The 16,088-nt window shown below is 58.8% G+C and carries 15 protein-coding genes; 7 read left to right on the forward strand and 8 right to left on the reverse strand.

Annotation, left to right across the window (positions count from 1 at the left end; genetic code table 11):
* Window positions 1–198 precede the first annotated feature (198 nt).
* The 4 genes from NSJP_RS17470 to NSJP_RS17485 all read right to left on the reverse strand — a co-directional run bounded on the left by NSJP_RS17470 (window position 199) and on the right by NSJP_RS17485 (window position 3,483).
* Window positions 199–1,230 (reverse strand): Gfo/Idh/MocA family protein, encoded by a 1,032-nt coding sequence (locus NSJP_RS17470; RefSeq protein WP_269457699.1) that lies wholly within the window; start codon window positions 1,228–1,230, stop codon window positions 199–201.
* A gap of 179 nt (window positions 1,231–1,409) precedes the next feature.
* Window positions 1,410–2,036 (reverse strand): polysaccharide biosynthesis/export family protein, encoded by a 627-nt coding sequence (locus NSJP_RS17475; RefSeq protein ID WP_080888156.1) that lies wholly within the window; start codon window positions 2,034–2,036, stop codon window positions 1,410–1,412.
* A gap of 24 nt (window positions 2,037–2,060) precedes the next feature.
* Window positions 2,061–2,825, reverse strand: a complete 765-nt coding sequence (locus tag NSJP_RS17480; RefSeq protein WP_172834437.1) for a polysaccharide biosynthesis/export family protein — start codon at window positions 2,823–2,825, stop codon at window positions 2,061–2,063.
* Window positions 2,826–2,847: 22 nt separating this feature from the next.
* Window positions 2,848–3,483 carry a UpxY family transcription antiterminator gene (locus NSJP_RS17485; RefSeq protein WP_080888158.1) on the reverse strand — a complete coding sequence of 212 codons (636 nt, stop codon included), beginning with the start codon at window positions 3,481–3,483 and terminating at the stop codon, window positions 2,848–2,850.
* Between the two features lie 694 nt (window positions 3,484–4,177).
* On the opposite strand from NSJP_RS17485, the gene NSJP_RS17490 reads away from it, so the two are divergent.
* Both NSJP_RS17490 and NSJP_RS17495 read left to right on the forward strand, forming a co-directional pair.
* Window positions 4,178–4,882 (forward strand): response regulator transcription factor, encoded by a 705-nt coding sequence (locus NSJP_RS17490; protein WP_080888159.1) that lies wholly within the window; start codon window positions 4,178–4,180, stop codon window positions 4,880–4,882.
* Window positions 4,883–5,645: 763 nt separating this feature from the next.
* Window positions 5,646–6,515, forward strand: coding sequence for a hypothetical protein (locus NSJP_RS17495; RefSeq protein WP_155970417.1), 870 nt, complete (start codon window positions 5,646–5,648; stop codon window positions 6,513–6,515).
* 78 nt (window positions 6,516–6,593) lie between these two features.
* On the opposite strand, the gene NSJP_RS17500 is transcribed toward NSJP_RS17495, so the two are convergent.
* The 3 genes from NSJP_RS17500 to NSJP_RS17510 form a co-directional block, all read right to left on the reverse strand.
* Complete coding sequence (locus NSJP_RS17500) at window positions 6,594–7,316, reverse strand: hypothetical protein (RefSeq protein WP_080888161.1); 723 nt, start codon at window positions 7,314–7,316, stop codon at window positions 6,594–6,596.
* 136 nt (window positions 7,317–7,452) lie between these two features.
* Window positions 7,453–8,256, reverse strand: coding sequence for a TrmH family RNA methyltransferase (locus NSJP_RS17505; RefSeq protein ID WP_080888162.1), 804 nt, complete (start codon window positions 8,254–8,256; stop codon window positions 7,453–7,455).
* Between the two features lie 23 nt (window positions 8,257–8,279).
* Entirely contained in the window at window positions 8,280–8,621 is a 342-nt protein-coding gene (locus NSJP_RS17510) for a hypothetical protein (RefSeq protein WP_080888163.1), read from the reverse strand.
* Between the two features lie 176 nt (window positions 8,622–8,797).
* Between NSJP_RS17510 and NSJP_RS17515 the strand changes: the two genes are divergently transcribed.
* Window positions 8,798–9,253, forward strand: a complete 456-nt coding sequence (locus NSJP_RS17515) for a helix-turn-helix domain-containing protein (protein WP_080888164.1) — start codon at window positions 8,798–8,800, stop codon at window positions 9,251–9,253.
* A 199-nt stretch (window positions 9,254–9,452) separates the two neighbouring features.
* Here NSJP_RS17515 and NSJP_RS17520 read toward each other — a convergent pair whose 3' ends face one another.
* Window positions 9,453–10,646, reverse strand: coding sequence for a class I SAM-dependent rRNA methyltransferase (locus tag NSJP_RS17520; RefSeq protein WP_080888165.1), 1,194 nt, complete (start codon window positions 10,644–10,646; stop codon window positions 9,453–9,455).
* A gap of 243 nt (window positions 10,647–10,889) precedes the next feature.
* Here NSJP_RS17520 and NSJP_RS17525 point away from each other — a divergent pair, with 243 nt between their 5' ends.
* The 4 genes from NSJP_RS17525 (at window position 10,890) to NSJP_RS17540 (ending at window position 16,079) form a co-directional block, all read left to right on the forward strand.
* Entirely contained in the window at window positions 10,890–12,551 is a 1,662-nt protein-coding gene (locus NSJP_RS17525; protein WP_155970420.1) for an alpha-keto acid decarboxylase family protein, read from the forward strand.
* Window positions 12,552–12,805: 254 nt separating this feature from the next.
* Window positions 12,806–14,050, forward strand: a complete 1,245-nt coding sequence (locus tag NSJP_RS17530) for a glycosyltransferase family protein (RefSeq protein ID WP_080888651.1) — start codon at window positions 12,806–12,808, stop codon at window positions 14,048–14,050.
* Window positions 14,047–15,378, forward strand: a complete 1,332-nt coding sequence (locus NSJP_RS17535) for a glycosyltransferase (RefSeq protein WP_080888167.1) — start codon at window positions 14,047–14,049, stop codon at window positions 15,376–15,378. Before NSJP_RS17530 ends, NSJP_RS17535 begins: the two co-directional genes overlap by 4 nt.
* On the forward strand, window positions 15,375–16,079 hold the full coding sequence (locus tag NSJP_RS17540) for a mechanosensitive ion channel family protein (protein ID WP_080888168.1): 705 nt from the start codon (window positions 15,375–15,377) through the stop codon (window positions 16,077–16,079). The genes NSJP_RS17535 and NSJP_RS17540 overlap by 4 nt, the downstream gene beginning before the upstream one ends.
* Window positions 16,080–16,088 lie beyond the last annotated feature (9 nt).

The raw sequence follows: 16,088 nt of genomic DNA on the forward strand, positions 1-16,088 counted from the left end.
GTGTCTCTGCATAGGCCACCGGTTTTCCCAGCCCATGATTCAGGATGGTCTCTAGGATCAGGAGGAAGAGAAGCCATACCTTTTCAGGACATGCTCGTGTGGAACCATCATGGTACGACAACGGTGTCACCGGATAGGATAATCATATTCCCGGATTCACCTTCCCCACCCCGCAGATCCGCCCAACTATTCATGGCGCTATCCCACCGTATCCGCAACGGGAACTGTACCGGTCAGAATGACCTCACTCCGCGTCCCTTGACTTTGCTTACACGCCTCAACCACCTTCAGAGTTCGTATCCCGTCTTCCAGTGTGCACGTCTGATCAAAGTTGTTCCCGTCCAAGATATTTAGGAACTCTCGCGCGACACTCAAAAACATGTCGTTCCGCTCGATCGAGAAGTATTCCGTTTCCCATCTCAACTCCGGCATTCGACTCAGTCGCAACGCATCAGGAGCAAATAGACACTGAATGGTGCCTTCTTCGCCGGTCACGACAATGTGCTGTTCATGGGGGCGCCCGAATGAATCCATATGAAACGTGACCAGGACCTGGTCGGCATAGCCTGCCACAATGTCCACGACATCGTCGGCTTCTCTTTCCAGATTTGATATTTTCCCCGTGCGGGCAAAGATCCTGTCAGGCATCCCGAAGATCCAAAGCATGAGGTCGATGAAATGAATCTGCTCCAACAATACACCGCCATTGAGATCGTGTTTGGCACTGGAGAGGGCTTGCTCAGCCTGCACCGGATTAACGTGCTTTGCGTGCGCGCTCATCACAAACCGTGCATGTCGCGGGACGCCGATTGCTCCCGCGCTAATCAACGTCTTCAACTGGCGAACAGGTGTCCACCACCGGTAAGGATAGTCCAAGAGGAGTTTTCCGCCCTGCTGCAATCGAGTTTGCAACGGATTGCAACTGTCGACATCGGTGGAAACAGGTTTTTCCACCAACACCGGCAAGTCAAGATCCAGTACAGCCCGAGCTTGCTCTACATGGCACTGCGTTGGAGAGCATACCGCAACTCCAGTGAACTCTGAGGCACGCGAAAGTGCGTCATTGAGACTTGTGAACTGATGAATGACCGGCACCTCTTTGATGATCTCTTCCAGTGGATCAGGACGAGTATCCATACACGACACCTGGCATCCCAGCCGATGCAGGTTTCTGGCATGGCGGCGGCCGACCATGCCGCATCCTAAAATCAGTATGTGGTGAGATTGCACGGAACGAATCCCTCTCCCATGATTGCTAATACTTTTTTGCTTGGCTGGAGTAATGGAGAATCCTCCGTGTCGGCGGCCCAGTCATCCGCGCTCCGCGACAATCCGGTTCTGTCAGACAAAACAGGAATTGCGCGCTTCCTCTTGGATCATGTTTGGCCGGTGGTAAGGAGGAGCTGTCTCTATGGAACGACGACCGTGTCGCCTGAGAGCAGGATCATATTGCCGGACTCGATCCTTCCGGCCACTACATCGTCATACCGCACTGGAATATGAATCTCGCGCAGTTTTTGATCCCCGTTCGACTTCAATCGGACGACCTGCATCTTGTTCTTTTTTGCAAAATCGGTGAATCCACCGGCCAATGAGATCGCCTGTAAGACCGTCGCGTAGGATTTTAGCTGATATTTTCCTGGCTTCGTGACTTCACCGACTACAAATACAGCATAGCTATTCAAGTCCTTCACACTGACGGACACGCTGGGATTGGCGATGAATGGCTTTAGGCGTTCTGTGACGCGCTGCGCCAGAGCATCCGTCGTCAAACCGGCCGCCTGCACCTCACCGATAATCGGCATGGAAATGGCGCCATCGGGACGAATTGCCAGAGTCTTCGTCAGTTCTAGATTTTTCCACACGGCAATCTCTACGACATCCTCGGGTCCGAGAAGGAATTGTTGAGGAGCGTCATACTCTCGCTCCTGAATGGTCGGCTGCGCGCATCCCGGCACTCCTCCAAATGAGGCTGCAACCGCAGCCAGAAGTATTACTGCTCGAAGGCATATTCCTCGTCGAATCATTTCATGCATAGTGCGAGGAAACCGTCCCGACTGTTAGTTAGGCCTCTGCCCCGGAAACACCACCATCGTTTCGCTCGGAACCACCACGGTGTCACCTGCCTTCAATTCCAGGTTTTGCCCGATTCCTCCGCGCAGCACGATGTCGTCGTAACTGGCGCTCAGTGTTCTTGTACCGTTACCGTTCTCATCGAATCTGAAAATCACCACTTGGTTTCGTGCTGCAACCGGGGTAAATCCCCCGGCGATCGTGATCCCCTGGAGTAAAGTGGTCTTACTCTTGAGTGGGTACTTTCCCGGCTTTAGGACCTCGCCAAGAAGAAATACGTTATAGCTGTTCACCTCTTTCACGCTAATGGCCACCACCGGATTTTGGACATACTCCTTCAGCTTCTTGGTCAACTCATCGCCTAGTTGCGACGGCGTCTTTCCGATGACCACGATGTCACGAACGACAGGCAGAGAAATTCTCCCATCAGGTCGAACTTGCACGACCCTCGAAAGGTCTGGATTCCTCCACACACTGATTTCCAGAATGTCTTCGGCTCCGATCAGATAGTCGCCGGTCACAGCGTTGAACAGCTTTTCTGCCGCATCCACAGCAGATCGGGTCCCGTCCGCGTAGGCCGGACTCTCCACTTTTTCGATACTGACCGGCGATACATGCAGCACCGATGCATCGGTTCCCATTTTTGCGGTCGGAACCGATGACGCCGTCCCTGACTGCGCGTTTCCGGAAACGGCTGCCGAGCATATAACGACTGCCAGACCCATCGATACGGCGGTGTAAAGATGCGTCATAATGCCTCTGAGATTGTTAAGGTCACAATTGATGCGACCCGAAACGTTCGTTGTACCGGTCCGGGCTCCTGTCTCTGGATAGACCACTATAGTGGTAAGGCTGGTGTTGATTGGATTCAGGAAGAACATCACCCGTACTGACAGGAACGATGCATGACGCATCAATCTCGACCGCCACCGCTTGCTGAATCAGACTGATGCTGATCACGATCCGACAATGCTTATCTTGTCGGACGACGCGTCCTTTCACTCCTTGAAAGGGACCACTGACAACCTCCACGAGCATTCCCTCCTTCAGAAATGGATGGACGGCGTACTGGTATTGCGCGCGATTGTTCATTACGATCATCAGTGATTCGATTTCAGGAGCGGGAATCGATTCGGGACGGCCATTGCGGCCAATTATGCGGACTACACCTGTGGTCTGAAGGACCGGCAGGCGGGCGTCCAATGAAAACCTCGCAAAGCAGTACCCACTGAACAAAGGAAACTCGATCTTTTTCTTCCTATCCGTCCACTGTCGTAGCCGCGTCATCAAAGGCAGGAAATTTTCGATGTCCCGCCTGAGCAGTTCATCGCGCACGACTTTCTCATGGCGTGATCTTGTCTGGAGCGCGAACCAGCGTCGGTCATCCACTTGCTCCGCCTCACTTTGCATCACGCTCCCTCCATTCTCCCATCGCCCTCTCAGCGCTTCGCCCTTTCGGCCCCATCACGCGTTCGAAGGGCCTAACCATTGACCGCGGGCGGATTGTGCAGGAGATCGACCGGTTTGACATCGGACTGTTGTGCTTCTACTTTGGAACCCTTCGTTAGATAATTGTTCCAGGATGATCTAGGGGCCTCTCACACAAGAGTGCCCCCTAAGATCAACTCCTAGTGGTTCCATTCCCCTGGACGGCCATATGTCATTCAGGTGGAATTGCCGCAAAGTTCTGTCGGATCAGCCCAAACAGAAGCCGCAGAGCACTTCTGTGCTGCGTAGTTCCCATTAGCTCGAAAGAGTCCCTTTCATTCAGCGGCCGAGTTTGACATAAGGATACCTGTCATTCTGTCAAAGCGGCTACTGGCAATGATTATCTGGATTCACGCGATTTAGTAGTTGATAAAACCCGCATCAGATGTCGATTTGCACCGTGTCAAAAAAACATGAAGACAGGGCCGTTTGTCGTGGCCAGGAACATGTGGACGAGGGCTTTTTGTCCAGTGTGAAACGGGGCGATGCGGATCAGAGTCACCAGACAGCGCTGACACGAACATGTTGTCCTCCGTCTCTCGAGCAATTCTGGTTCAATTCCATTAATACATATGCCTAAGGGCGTCATATATAACTTGTTAGGTGAGGGAGTGAGATGACTCAGATCAGCAAGGGCGTCCTCGTGAAGGCGCTAATACTCAGCGACAATCACATCACGCGCTCAGGATTACGGCGGATTCTGGAATCGCATACAGGATTTCAAGTGTTGGGGGAAGGCAGCGTGGGGAGCACCAATATCGTTGAATCTCTCGTCCGCCAGCATCCTGAGGTGATTCTCCTCGACCTTGATCCCAATGGCATCGATGCCCTCGGGTTCCTTCGCAATCTGGAACGACTCACCCGTTCTTCCTCCGTGATCATCTTATGCGACCTGGGAAATGATGAACTGGCGCGCAAGGCATTGGCGCTGGGCGCTGCAGGTATCGTGCTGAAAATGCAGCCTCCGTCTGCCTTGATCGCAGTTATTCAAAGTCTCAGCGGTTCTGGCAAAGAGGACTTCGAGAGCAGAAGACCGGTCAAGCAGACCGATGCGGTAGGGTCAACGGGACCAACTCATCATGCATCGCATACTGTGGACAGGATCGGAAGTCTGACGACCAGGGAGCGAGAAATCATTCGCCTGATCGCCGCAGGGCTCAAGAACAAGGAGGTCGCAAGTCGGCTCCGGATCAGTGACATCACCGTTCGTCACCACCTGACCAGTATCTTCAGCAAGCTCGACGTCTCAGATCGACAAAAACTATTGATCCTCGCCCATGAGCATGGTCTCGTCGAACTGGCTCTCAGTCAGAATGCTTAGCCTTTGAGACTTCCTATTTCCAAACTCTCTTCATATGCTCTTCAACGAGATTAGGATCGCACCAATACCTGAGCGACCCACTGCCTGTCGATCCCTCCCCCCTTGCGCTGAATCGTTCCGCCTGCTTCAATAGCATAGGGTTTTCCACGCGGCGAGGCGGCCATGCTCAACCAGCCATCAGAATTTAAGCAGGGCCCCAAGGTGTGGATTCTCGCCTTTCTCCTATTGGCGCTGCTGATCGCTGCCTACGTCGTGTTTGAAGACTGGATTTCTGGACCGAGCTACCCGCCGCGCAGTCCAGTCGTGCCTATCCCACGCCAGCATCCGAATGAACCGGCACCGCCAGCCCCCTCGACATTGCCATAATAAAGCGGAATGGTGCAGGATACTCTCATCGACAGGGGTTTCTCCGAGTGGGACCTCCTCCTAGGGTGGTTTATGGTTGAATGAGGCTATGCTGGGCGCTCTATCGAAGCAATTGATTGAAAACTCTCCATGCCGTCCACTCCCACTCCCGCAATATCCTGCACCCTTCCTGCTGCATCAGCGCCTTGCTAGAACGACAACACCGATTCTCAGGGGAAACTTCTGCCGAGATGGGCACGGTAGAAACAAGCGTTTCTTTGAGCCGGTTACTGCAGAGCAAATGCTGTAAGGAGCGGCGGTGCGTTCGGCATGGCGCGTCATTAGGCAAACCACGGCATTCCTTTCGTTAAGCATGGGTCTTCTACCTGCTGCGTGGGCAGAACCCGTCGCACCGAGTGTGCACTGGGGCGCAATCGCGTACCCCGATCAGGAACAAACGCTCGTCGCAGGCATGACGTTCAATCGCTTCACCGAGTTCAACGGGAAGGGCGAACGATTCAATGCCATACAAGAGTCTGCCGGACTCAATTTCGCCACGGTCAGTTGGACCGAACGTCTCAAGAAATTCCCGGGTTGGAGCACCAACCTGACGGTCGGGGCAGGGCCAACCCAGGCGAATCCGACGCTGTACTTGCAGAATGACGTCACGCACCAACTGTTCGGGAATTCATCGGTCCCGGTCACGAAAGAACGAGAAGCGACTGATTTCATGGTCAACGGAACGCTCACGCGATGGGCCAAGCTCTTTGGGGAACGCGAGGTCGGTTTTATGAGTCTCGGATTTGCCGCGGGGTCACTCTACCAGGAAGCCTTCGCCCAGATGGGACTACGCCGCCTCTCGCTCGCCGAGGCGCTGGAGCCGGTCGTGGGAACCAGCACATTCTTGCGGGGATTCTCTCAGTTCGTCCGATTTTCCGGTATGGGACGATACGGCCAGCTTTTCGGTGGTGCAGCCTTCCGCGATGCCACGGTCGCCGCTCAAAACTACCTCGGGCAGGTTTCGATGTCGATCGCCTCCTATGGCGACAGTGACGAGATGCCTCCCCGATGGGAATTGGAGTTCGCCTTCACGATCGATTCAGGTTTGTTCGCCGATCCCAGTGGACACTCAATCGAGAGGCGATTGGGATCGGTAGCGCTCCGTTTCCCGTATGGATTCCTGGAAACGTGGAACGATGGGATAGGAGGGACTGACAGCGGGCCTACCTTCGGTTTTCAGATCATGATCGATCTGCGCAGGATCTACAAACAGGTGACGGCGCCTTAAGAATCCAGCGTCCGTTCTAGCAACAGGCGACGATCGTCTCCGAGTGAGCTGCAGGCTCAGGTTGGAGTCTGCCCAGAATCAATAGCAGTCGGTACGAACCGCTCCGCCGACCACGGTGCTCGTGCAGGAGACGGGAGGAGACAGCGGCGCGACCGGCATGCCCAATCCAGGCTGAACCGGCTTCACCACCACGGGATGCTTGGAGACCGACAGTGACACGGACGGTTGCGCCTGCCCGCTTTCCCCGGCCAGCCCCACGAGGGAAAACTCGCGTTCACGCGGGCGCTGCTGTTCGGCCGCGCGAGCTTGCTCCCTGGCTTCAATGCGCGCTACGGCTCGTTTCGCGCGAACTTCCGGCTGTTCGCTCGCAACCTCGTCAGGGTGACTGAGCCGGAGGAGTTCCGCTTCGATCCCGTCGAGACAGCGGCGAGCACTTTCCGGATAAGGCGCTCGTTGACAGGCTGCGGTTCTGATCCCTCTCAGCCATGCTTCGTGGTCGGGCCTCGTCCACAGCCGGCGGAGTTCATCGGCCCCCTTCGCTCGGGCCAGCTCGATACGGAAATTGTCATCGCGCGTCAAATGATCCCCGCGAAGTTTGGCGAGGGTACCGTCAAGCGCGAGCGCGCATCCCTTCCGGCTCTCTGGTCCCGGCAGCCGATCGCAGCTTTCCTTCATGGGGCCGCGAAGCCAGGCCCGCGTTGCAGCAACATCCTGCACATTGCGTTCTGCAGGCGTAGGCGTAACCCCTGTGCATCCGGTGATGACAGCGAACCCGAGGACAATGCCGATGCCTCGTCTCATGCTGTTCCCTCCTTCAGTGCAGACAGGACCAGGCGCGAACTGGCCCATCTTACCCTTGATGCACAGGGATTGCGAGTCGTAATGTACCGACGAAAGATACTGTGCGTTGGAAGAACTGCTTTTTACGTCAGGAAGATTACTGTTTCGGAAGACGCTGCAGCACGTGCGCCGCGATGGCAACCGTGGAGGCGACATTGAGCGACTCCATGTCTCGGCTCAACGGGATGGTCACACGGCGAATGGCGAGTCTCTTCGTGTGCTCGGACAGTCCCTGTCCCTCGCTGCCCACGGCGAGAAGCAGACGCGGTGGCACATGTTCGATTTTTTCCAACTCCACGACGCCGGGGCCGCCGACCTCGGCGGAGAACAGACAACAGCCCCGACGCGTCAATGGGATCACCGAATCAGTCATGAATACCGGAAGGCACAAGAGCCCTCCGCTCGTCGCCCGGACGACCTTCGGATGAAACCGATCGGCCGAATCGGGCGTCAACCACAAGGCGCTCACACCGAGAGCCGCGGCGGTCCGAATGATCGTGCCGACGTTCAGCGGATCCTGAATGCCCTCTCCGTAAATGCCGAACAACGTCGGACGGTCCATCACCTCTGCTTCATTCCACTCGGGCTGGCGCGCGACCGCCAGAATTCCTTGAGCCGTATCGAGGTTGGAGATTCCGGCAAAGAGGCTTTCGGAACAGGTGTAGGACGGGCAGGCGGCGGCAAGGCGGACTCGGAGATCGCGGGGCTCTTCTCCGTCACGATACGCCGGTGTCGTGACGACGAAGCGGACGAGGGACGGATGATGGGCAAGGAGATCCCGAACCGCCTTGGCACCTTCGATCACGAAGGTGCCGTCGGTTTCTCGAGCACGTTTGTCCCGGATGAGCTCTCGAATGTGCGCGGTCTGCGCTCGGGTCAGTGGAGGGATGACGGAGGACACCCGACCTGGCCGTAGGCGTGCGCTCAGCGGCGTTTCCGCCCCGAGGCTGCCTCTGCGGCCCGGATACGTTGCGCGCGGGCTTTGGCCCGCTTCAAGGCAGTCAGTTTGCCGCGCGTGCGATCGTCTTCGTGCTGCAACTGTTCGAGCTGCGACTTCAGATGAGCTTTTTCCTGGCGATGAAGGGTTGCGCACTCCTCCTTCGACAGTTGGATCCAGTCTCCCCCGGTTCTGGCCCTCTTGATTCGTTGATCCAATGATTCGCGAAGCTGCTTCGACCTCATGGACAATAGGGACTTCAACGCCTGGCGCCTGCGCTGAACTTCTTCCTCTTCCGCCATGATTCCACGGATATCTGTTCCCAACATGGCTACCTCCTCACCCGCGACGAAATTGATGATGTGAGCGTCATTGTACCCGATTTGGAGGCCTATCTTCCACTACTGGGATGGCCTCGCAACCTCATGAAATCCCTGTCTCTGCCTAGGAAATGGCCCAGCGAGTGCGGTTGCGTGAACCTGTCCGTTTCAGTATGATCCGCCGTATGGGGGTCGGCGCATACATTCAAGCCTGGAGACTGTCCCGCGGCCATTCGATCGAGGCTCTGGCAACCGAAGCCCAAATAACTTCCTATACCCTTGAAAAGATTGAGACTGAGGAGGTCGATCCCGGCACCTCGACCCTCGAGGCATTGGCGGGCGCGCTCAAGATTCCGGCAGCCTGGCTGTTTACTCACCCGACCAGCTTCCAGCACCTCTTTGCGGATGACGAAGGAGTCGAGATTCCCTCTGGTCCGGACCCAGTGACGGAACGAATCCTCACGGGCTCCCGCATGGACCGCTCGCTCTTTATCTTGTTAACCGCCCTCATCCAGAGTGCCGAACCGAAGCTCCTCCGAGCCGCCGAAATGAGCCTGCGAAGCCTGGTCAAGCAGTCGAAACAAGCGACGGTTCCCTGGCAGAACCGGCCGTCGGGACATTTCGAACCACCAAGTGATTGAAGGACGCTGAAACGGGCCTTCGGCTGCGTTCTCGCTTCTCTCGGAGGCTCGACATACCAAACAACGTATGCCTCACCCCTCCCTTGCTGCGGCCTTGCCGAAGAAACCGTTTGAGCGTCCTTAGCTTCGAATTTCGAGACTCGAAATTCGAAACTCTGATCGAAGTTTGGATTTCGTGCTTCGGATTTCGAATTTGGGCTCAGAGCACTTGCATGATGCAGCACTTCAAGTAGCGCGTCTCGGGCATCGCGGCCAGAATCGGATGGTCATCCGCCTGTCCCCGCTGTGCCAGTAGACGCACTTCTCGTCCTGCGTCCCTTGCCGCCGCACGGATAGTCTGCCAGAAGTCCTGCTCCGACACGTGGTGTGAGCAGGAACTCGATATGAGAAACCCTTCCGGCTTCGTCAATCGCATCCCGAGAAGGTTGACGTCTTTGTAGCCCGCCAGCGCTCGCGGCACCGCCTGTCGGCTTCTCGCAAATGCGGGCGGATCCAGCAACACCAGATCATAGCGGCGGCCGGACCGGTCCAACCGGCGCATCTCTTCGAAGGCGTCGGCCTGTCGGTAGGTACACCGGTCTGTGACCCCGTTCAACTGGGCATGATGCCGGGCGGAGGCCAGCGCCTCTTCTCCCACATCAAGCCCTTCCACGGACGCAGCGCCCGCCAGTGCCGCATGGATGCCGAAGGCGCCGGTATGACAGAAGACCTCCAGGACGTCGGCCTTCGGCGCAAACGTCGCCGCTTCCAGGCGGTTTTGCCGTTGATCGCAAAACCATCCGGTCTTCTGGCCACGCGCGAAATCCACGATGAACCTGGCCCGGCCTTCATGCACCTCGATGGTCGTGTCTCCCCCACCCATGAGAAACCCCGTCTCCATCGGCAACCCTTCGAGCACCCGGCTCTTGGCGTCATTCCGTACGTACACCCGCTTCGCTCCGCTCTCCTCACATAAGATCTCGGCCAACCGCTGCTTGCGCCGGTCCATGCCGGCCGAAAGTGTTTGAAGCACGAGCACGTCCCCATAGCAGTCGGCGATCAGTCCGGGCAAAAAATCCGCCTCACCGTAGACCAGCCGATAGGCATCCGTACCGGACACGAGGCGCTTCCGCAGACGGACGGCTTTTCCGATCCGCTCTCGCCAGAATGCATCATCGACCGGCTCATCCTGGAACGTGAGGATCCGCACGCGGATTTTCGAGGCGGGATTATACAGGCCTCTCGCATAGAATCGGCCGTCCGGATGCGCCACATCGACGAGGTCCCCTGCTGCGACATCGCCGCTCGCCGGCTGGACGAAGCCGGCATAGATCCAGTAATGGCCCGGCTCCGACCGGTCTTGTCTCCGGGCGAGCATGAGTTTCGCCGCCGGCTGTTCGTGTGAGATTTTCATGGCTTACTTATCCGACGACGCGCGCGCCGCGTCAAGTCCTCGAGCGCCGAGGTCGCAGGTCGGTTTGCCATTACAAGCACTGCAGCGTGTCATGATGAGAGCTGGATGCCCGTTCCAGGGCATGACGCAAGAGAAACCGATCGCCACCAGCGCCGATGTTCAACTTGACGATTGGACGACGCTATGGTTTGCTGCAGGCAGATACACGACGTTTACGATGCACAACCCGATGAGACACGCGACATGAACGAAAAAGAGACGGCGACGATCGGCTCGGCGGTGATTGAACGGCTGCACCAGTTGGGAGTCCGCCATATTTTCGGCATTCCCGGCGACTACGTCTTGAGCCTGTATCAGTTGATCGAACGCTCACCTATTCGCCATATCGGCACGACCCGGGAAGACTCCGCCGGCTTCGCCGCCGATGCGTATGCGCGCATCAACGGCATCGGCGTCGTCTGCGTGACCTATTGCGTCGGCGGACTGAACACCGTCAACGCCATTGCCTGCGCCTATGCGGAGCGTTCACCCGTCGTGCTGCTGACCGGATCACCCGGTCTGTCCGAGCGGATCAAGATGCCCTACATGCATCACATGGTGCGCGAGTTCTCGACGCAGCGCGACGTCTTCGAGCGGATGACGGTCGCCGCCGTCTCGCTCGACGATCCGATTACGGCCGAACGCGAAATGGATCGGGCATTTTCAGCGCTGCTGCGCTATCGTCGTCCCATTTATATAGAAATCCCCCGCGACCTGGTCCATACGCCCTTGGCGGCACCGCTGAAACCCCTGTGCCTGAATGACGAGCCCAGCGACTCCGGCGCATTGGAGGAAGCCATCACCGAGGTCAAGGCCATGCTGGCCTCCTCAAAACGGCCGGCGATTCTGGCCGGAGCCGAGATCGGGCGGTTCGGCCTTCAAGATCACCTGGCCCGTCTGGTCGAACGGCTCAACGTCCCCATCGCCTCGACGCTCTTGGGTAAATCGATCATCCGCGAGGATCATCCGTTATACGTGGGAGTCTATGGAGGCCTGATCGCGCGTGACGAAGTCCAGCGGTTCATCAATGACTCCGATTGTCTGCTGATTCTCGGCTCCATCCTGTCCGACATGGAAGGCCTCGACGCCGACTCTCCGTTGTTGTCGCAAGGACGGACGATCCATGCGACGGCCGACCGCGTATCGATCAAACACCACCGGTACGATTCGATCCGGTTCCAGGACTTCGTCCAGGCCTTGAGTGCTCATCCGTTCCCGGGCTTCGCGGCGCGGCCGCTTCCTCCTCCCCTCCCGGTGGAGGACAAGCCGGTCGCACCAAAGGAACAGGTCTCGCTTCGCGGACTCTTTCGCCACCTGGACAGCGTGCTCGACGCCAAGACCCTGATCGTGGCGGACGTGGGCGAGTCTTTGTTTGCCGCAGCGGATCTTCACGTCCATCGGCGGTTCGAGTTCCTGTCGCCTGCCTACTACACTTCCATGGGGTTTGCGGTTCCGGCGGCGGTCGGAGCGTCGTTCGCCGATCCGAACGTCAGGCCGATCGTCCTCGTGGGTGACGGCGCCTTTCAGATGACCGGGACCGAACTCGCCACCGCGGTGCGCTACGGACAGGTCCCTATTGTTATTGTGCTGAATAATCGAGGCTATTCGACCGAGCGAGAGATCCTGGAAGGGCCCTTCAACGACGTGCACGAGTGGCAATATGAGAAGGTCTGCGACCTGATCGGTGGCGGAGTCGGTTCCAGAGTCAGGACTCAGGAGGAATTCGAACGAACCTTGGCCGCTGCGCTGGCCGACTCAGGCCGGCTCCATGTCCTGAACGTCCTGCTCGACCCGGCCGACCGGTCTCCCGGGATGGTCAGGCTGGCCCACCGACTCGCCAAGCGGCTGTCCACCGATCGGCCCTAGGGTCCCACCAGCCGGCCCTGGCCGAGTCAGCCGCCTGTGTGTATGGTTCTTCCCCCATCCCTTCACTTTTACTTCGTGTCCCTAACCCAACTATCCCGATCTTCAAAGACCTCCAGGTGGCATGCGGGCTGCAAATGTGACGGCCTCGGTCGGTCCTGGGAACCGTGTGCCGAGACCTCTCGCCTCTCACGGTCAAGCATTGAGGGCCCTCCGGACGGTACCGGTTTCCGATCCCTTGCAACGAAGGTTTGGTCTTGTCGGACTTCTACCAAAACGGCGTGGTCACGGTGCTCCATCGTCTGGGCCCCTCGAACGTGGCGCAGCTGGAACGGGAACTGGCGCGTCATGGCAGCACCCATCCCATCGCCCTCGTCCTCCCCTGCCTGTACGCCGAGCTGGCCAGACCGGCGCTGCGTCACATACTGGACACGCTCAGCGGCCTGTCCTATCTCAATGAAATCGTGGTGTCTCTCGATCGGGCATCGGCGCTGGAATTCCGCCTGGCCAAGCAGTATTTTTCGGCGCTGCCTCAACGTGTCCGCCTCATCTGGAACGATGGCCACCGCATCCAGTCGCTGCTCAAGCTGTTCGTCGCCAAGAACCTCGATATCGGCCATCCGGGAAAAGGGCGAGGCTGTTGGATGGCGTTCGGATACATCCTGGCCCGCAACGAGAGCCAAGTCATCGCCCTCCACGACTGCGACATCGCCAGCTACAGCCGGGAATATCTGGCAAGGCTGTGCTATCCGATCGCCAATCCCAACCTGAACTATGAATTCTGCAAGGGCTATTACAGCCGCGTGACCGACCGGTTGCACGGGCGGGTCACCCGGCTGTTCATCACGCCGCTCATCCGGAGCCTGCAACAGCTCGTGGGCCCCCACCCGCTCCTGACATTTCTCGACAGTTTCCGCTATCCCCTGGCGGGCGAGTTTGCGATGGTGCGCGATCTGGCCTGGACCAACCGCATCCCGGGCGACTGGGGGCTGGAAATCGGCGTCCTGGCGGAGATCTATCGCAACTGCGCACTCCGCCGCATCTGCCAGGCCGACATTGCCGACACGTACGACCACAAGCATCAACCCCTTTCGGACAACGATGCGGATACCGGCCTGCTCAAGATGTGCGTGGACATCACCAAGTCCCTGTTTCGCAACCTGGCGAGCGAAGGAGTCGTGCTCTCCGACAGCGTGCTGAAGACCTTGCGGGCCACATACGTGCAGAGCGCGCAGGAAGCCATCAACCGGTATGAGAACGACGCGGCCATCAACAGCCTGATGTTCGACCGCCATGAAGAGCGGACCGCGGTGGAGGTGTTCCTGCAGGGCATGAAGCTCGCCACCGAGGGATTTCTCGACGATCCCCTGGGCGTTCCCATGATTTCCAATTGGAGCCGTGTGACCCATGCCATTCCCGACGTCTTCGACCGCATGATCGAAGCGGTGGAAGAGGACCATGCCTGGGATCCCACGGCCGAACCGGCCGTCACACCCCGATGAGCCACGACCGCATCCCACTGGCGCCGGCGACGGAGAGTCGCCTGCGGGAGATCGACTTCGCCGACATTCTCGTCGGCATTCCCAGCTACAACAACGCCGCCACGGTCGGCCATGTGGTTCGCGCGGTCGCGGCCGGCTTGGCAAAGTATTTTCCCGCCAAACGCGCGGTGCTCGTGAACGCCGACGGCGGCTCCTCCGATGATACGACCGCCGTAGTCGCGCAGACGGCGGTGGACCATCGCCAGCTCTTGATCGCCGACCGGCAAAGCGTGCTCCACCGGATCGTGACGCCCTACCACGGCATCCCCGGCAAGGGCAGCGCGTTCCGGACCATTTTCGAGATCGCACGGCAGTTGAACGCCAGGGCCTGCGCCGTGGTCGATGCCGATCTGCGCAGCATCTCGCCCGAATGGATCGAGATGCTTTTGCGCCCGACCGTGGAGGGAGAATTCGACTACGTCGCCCCATTCTATCTGCGCCACAAATACGACGGCACCATCACCAACAGCCTGGCCTATCCACTCACCCGCGCGCTGTACGGCAACCGGATCCGCCAGCCGATCGGAGGCGAGTTCGGATTCTCCGGCGCCCTCGCGGCCCATTATCTGGATCAGCACGTCTGGGAATCGGAAGTCGCACGGTTCGGCATCGACATTTGGATGACCACGGAGGCCATCGCCTGCGGCGCCCGCGTGTGCCAAAGTTTCTTGGGCGCGAAGATCCACAACCCCAAAGATCCCGCATCCGATTTGTCCGACATGCTGCGCCAGGTCGTGGGGTCGTTGTTCGCCTCCATGGAACGGCACGTCACGGGCTGGTCCGCGGTCGTAGGCTCGCATCCCGTCCCGCTTTTCGGCTTTCCCTACGAAGTCAGCGTGGAGCCGGTCCACGTGGACGTAGACCGCATGGTCTCCTATTTTCAGCAGGGACTGACCGACCTGGCGCCGCTGTGGCGGGAGATTCTGAGCCACGCCACCTTCGAACACCTGATCGATCTGAACGGCCAAAGGGGAAAAGACTGCCGTATTCCGGATGAACTGTGGAGTCACATCGTCTTCGACGCAGCCGCGGCCTATCACCATCAGGTCCTGCCCCGCGAACACCTGCTGAAATGTCTGACTCCGCTGTACCTGGGCCGGACTGCGTCCTTCGTGCTCGCCACGATGGGACTCACGTCTGTGGAGGCGGAACGAGCCATCGAGCAGCTCTGCGCGACCTTCGAGGACCGCAAACCCTATCTGCTCGAGCGGTGGGAAGAACGGCCGTCGCGATGGACCGGCACGGCCGGCGTTGACCACGACGGCGCCGGAGTCGGGAGGCCGTCATGAACACCTTTATTGAGCAAGCGCTGATGGCTCCCTTGACCGTGCTGGCCGGTTACGCTACGGCCATCTTCCCCAACCTCATCGCGATGGGCATCCTCCTGCTGGCCGGCCTGCTGGCCGCTCGCGGGGTTGGCTTCCTCGCCGAACGGTTGCTGCGTGTCCTCGGCTTCGATCACCTGTGCAACCGGGTCGGCGTCACGGCGGCGTTGCTGCGCGCCGGGGTCAAGACGGATCCCTCGCGCCTGGTCGGCCGAGGTCTCCACTGGACCGTCGTCCTCGTGACCGGCGTGGCGGTCGTCAGCGCGCTCAACCTGGCTCCCATCAACCAAGTTGCCCAGTCGCTGTTGGCCTACGTGCCCCGCCTGATCACGGCGAGCATCATTTTGCTGGCCGGCTATGTCGCCTCGAATTTCGCGTCCCAGGCGATCCTGATCGCCGCGGTCAATGCGGGCCTGGCACCCGCCCGATTGCTGGCGACCTGTTCGCGCTGGGGACTTCAACTGCTTGCCGTGGCCATGGCGCTCGAGCAGCTGGGCATCGCCGAACAGATCGTCGTGGTGGGCTTCGGCATCACGTGGGGCGGACTGGTCTTGGCGGCGGCCATTGCATTCGGGTTCGGCGCAACGGACCTGGCCAAGGCCTTCCTCGAGAAAAAGTTGCTTCCGACCAGGACCGACGTGCCGGACGACCTCCGCCACTGGTAGTCATTCGCA

Origin of the sequence: Nitrospira japonica, assembly GCF_900169565.1 — a bacterium.
Taxonomy (GTDB): Bacteria; Nitrospirota; Nitrospiria; order Nitrospirales; family Nitrospiraceae; genus Nitrospira_C; species Nitrospira_C japonica_A.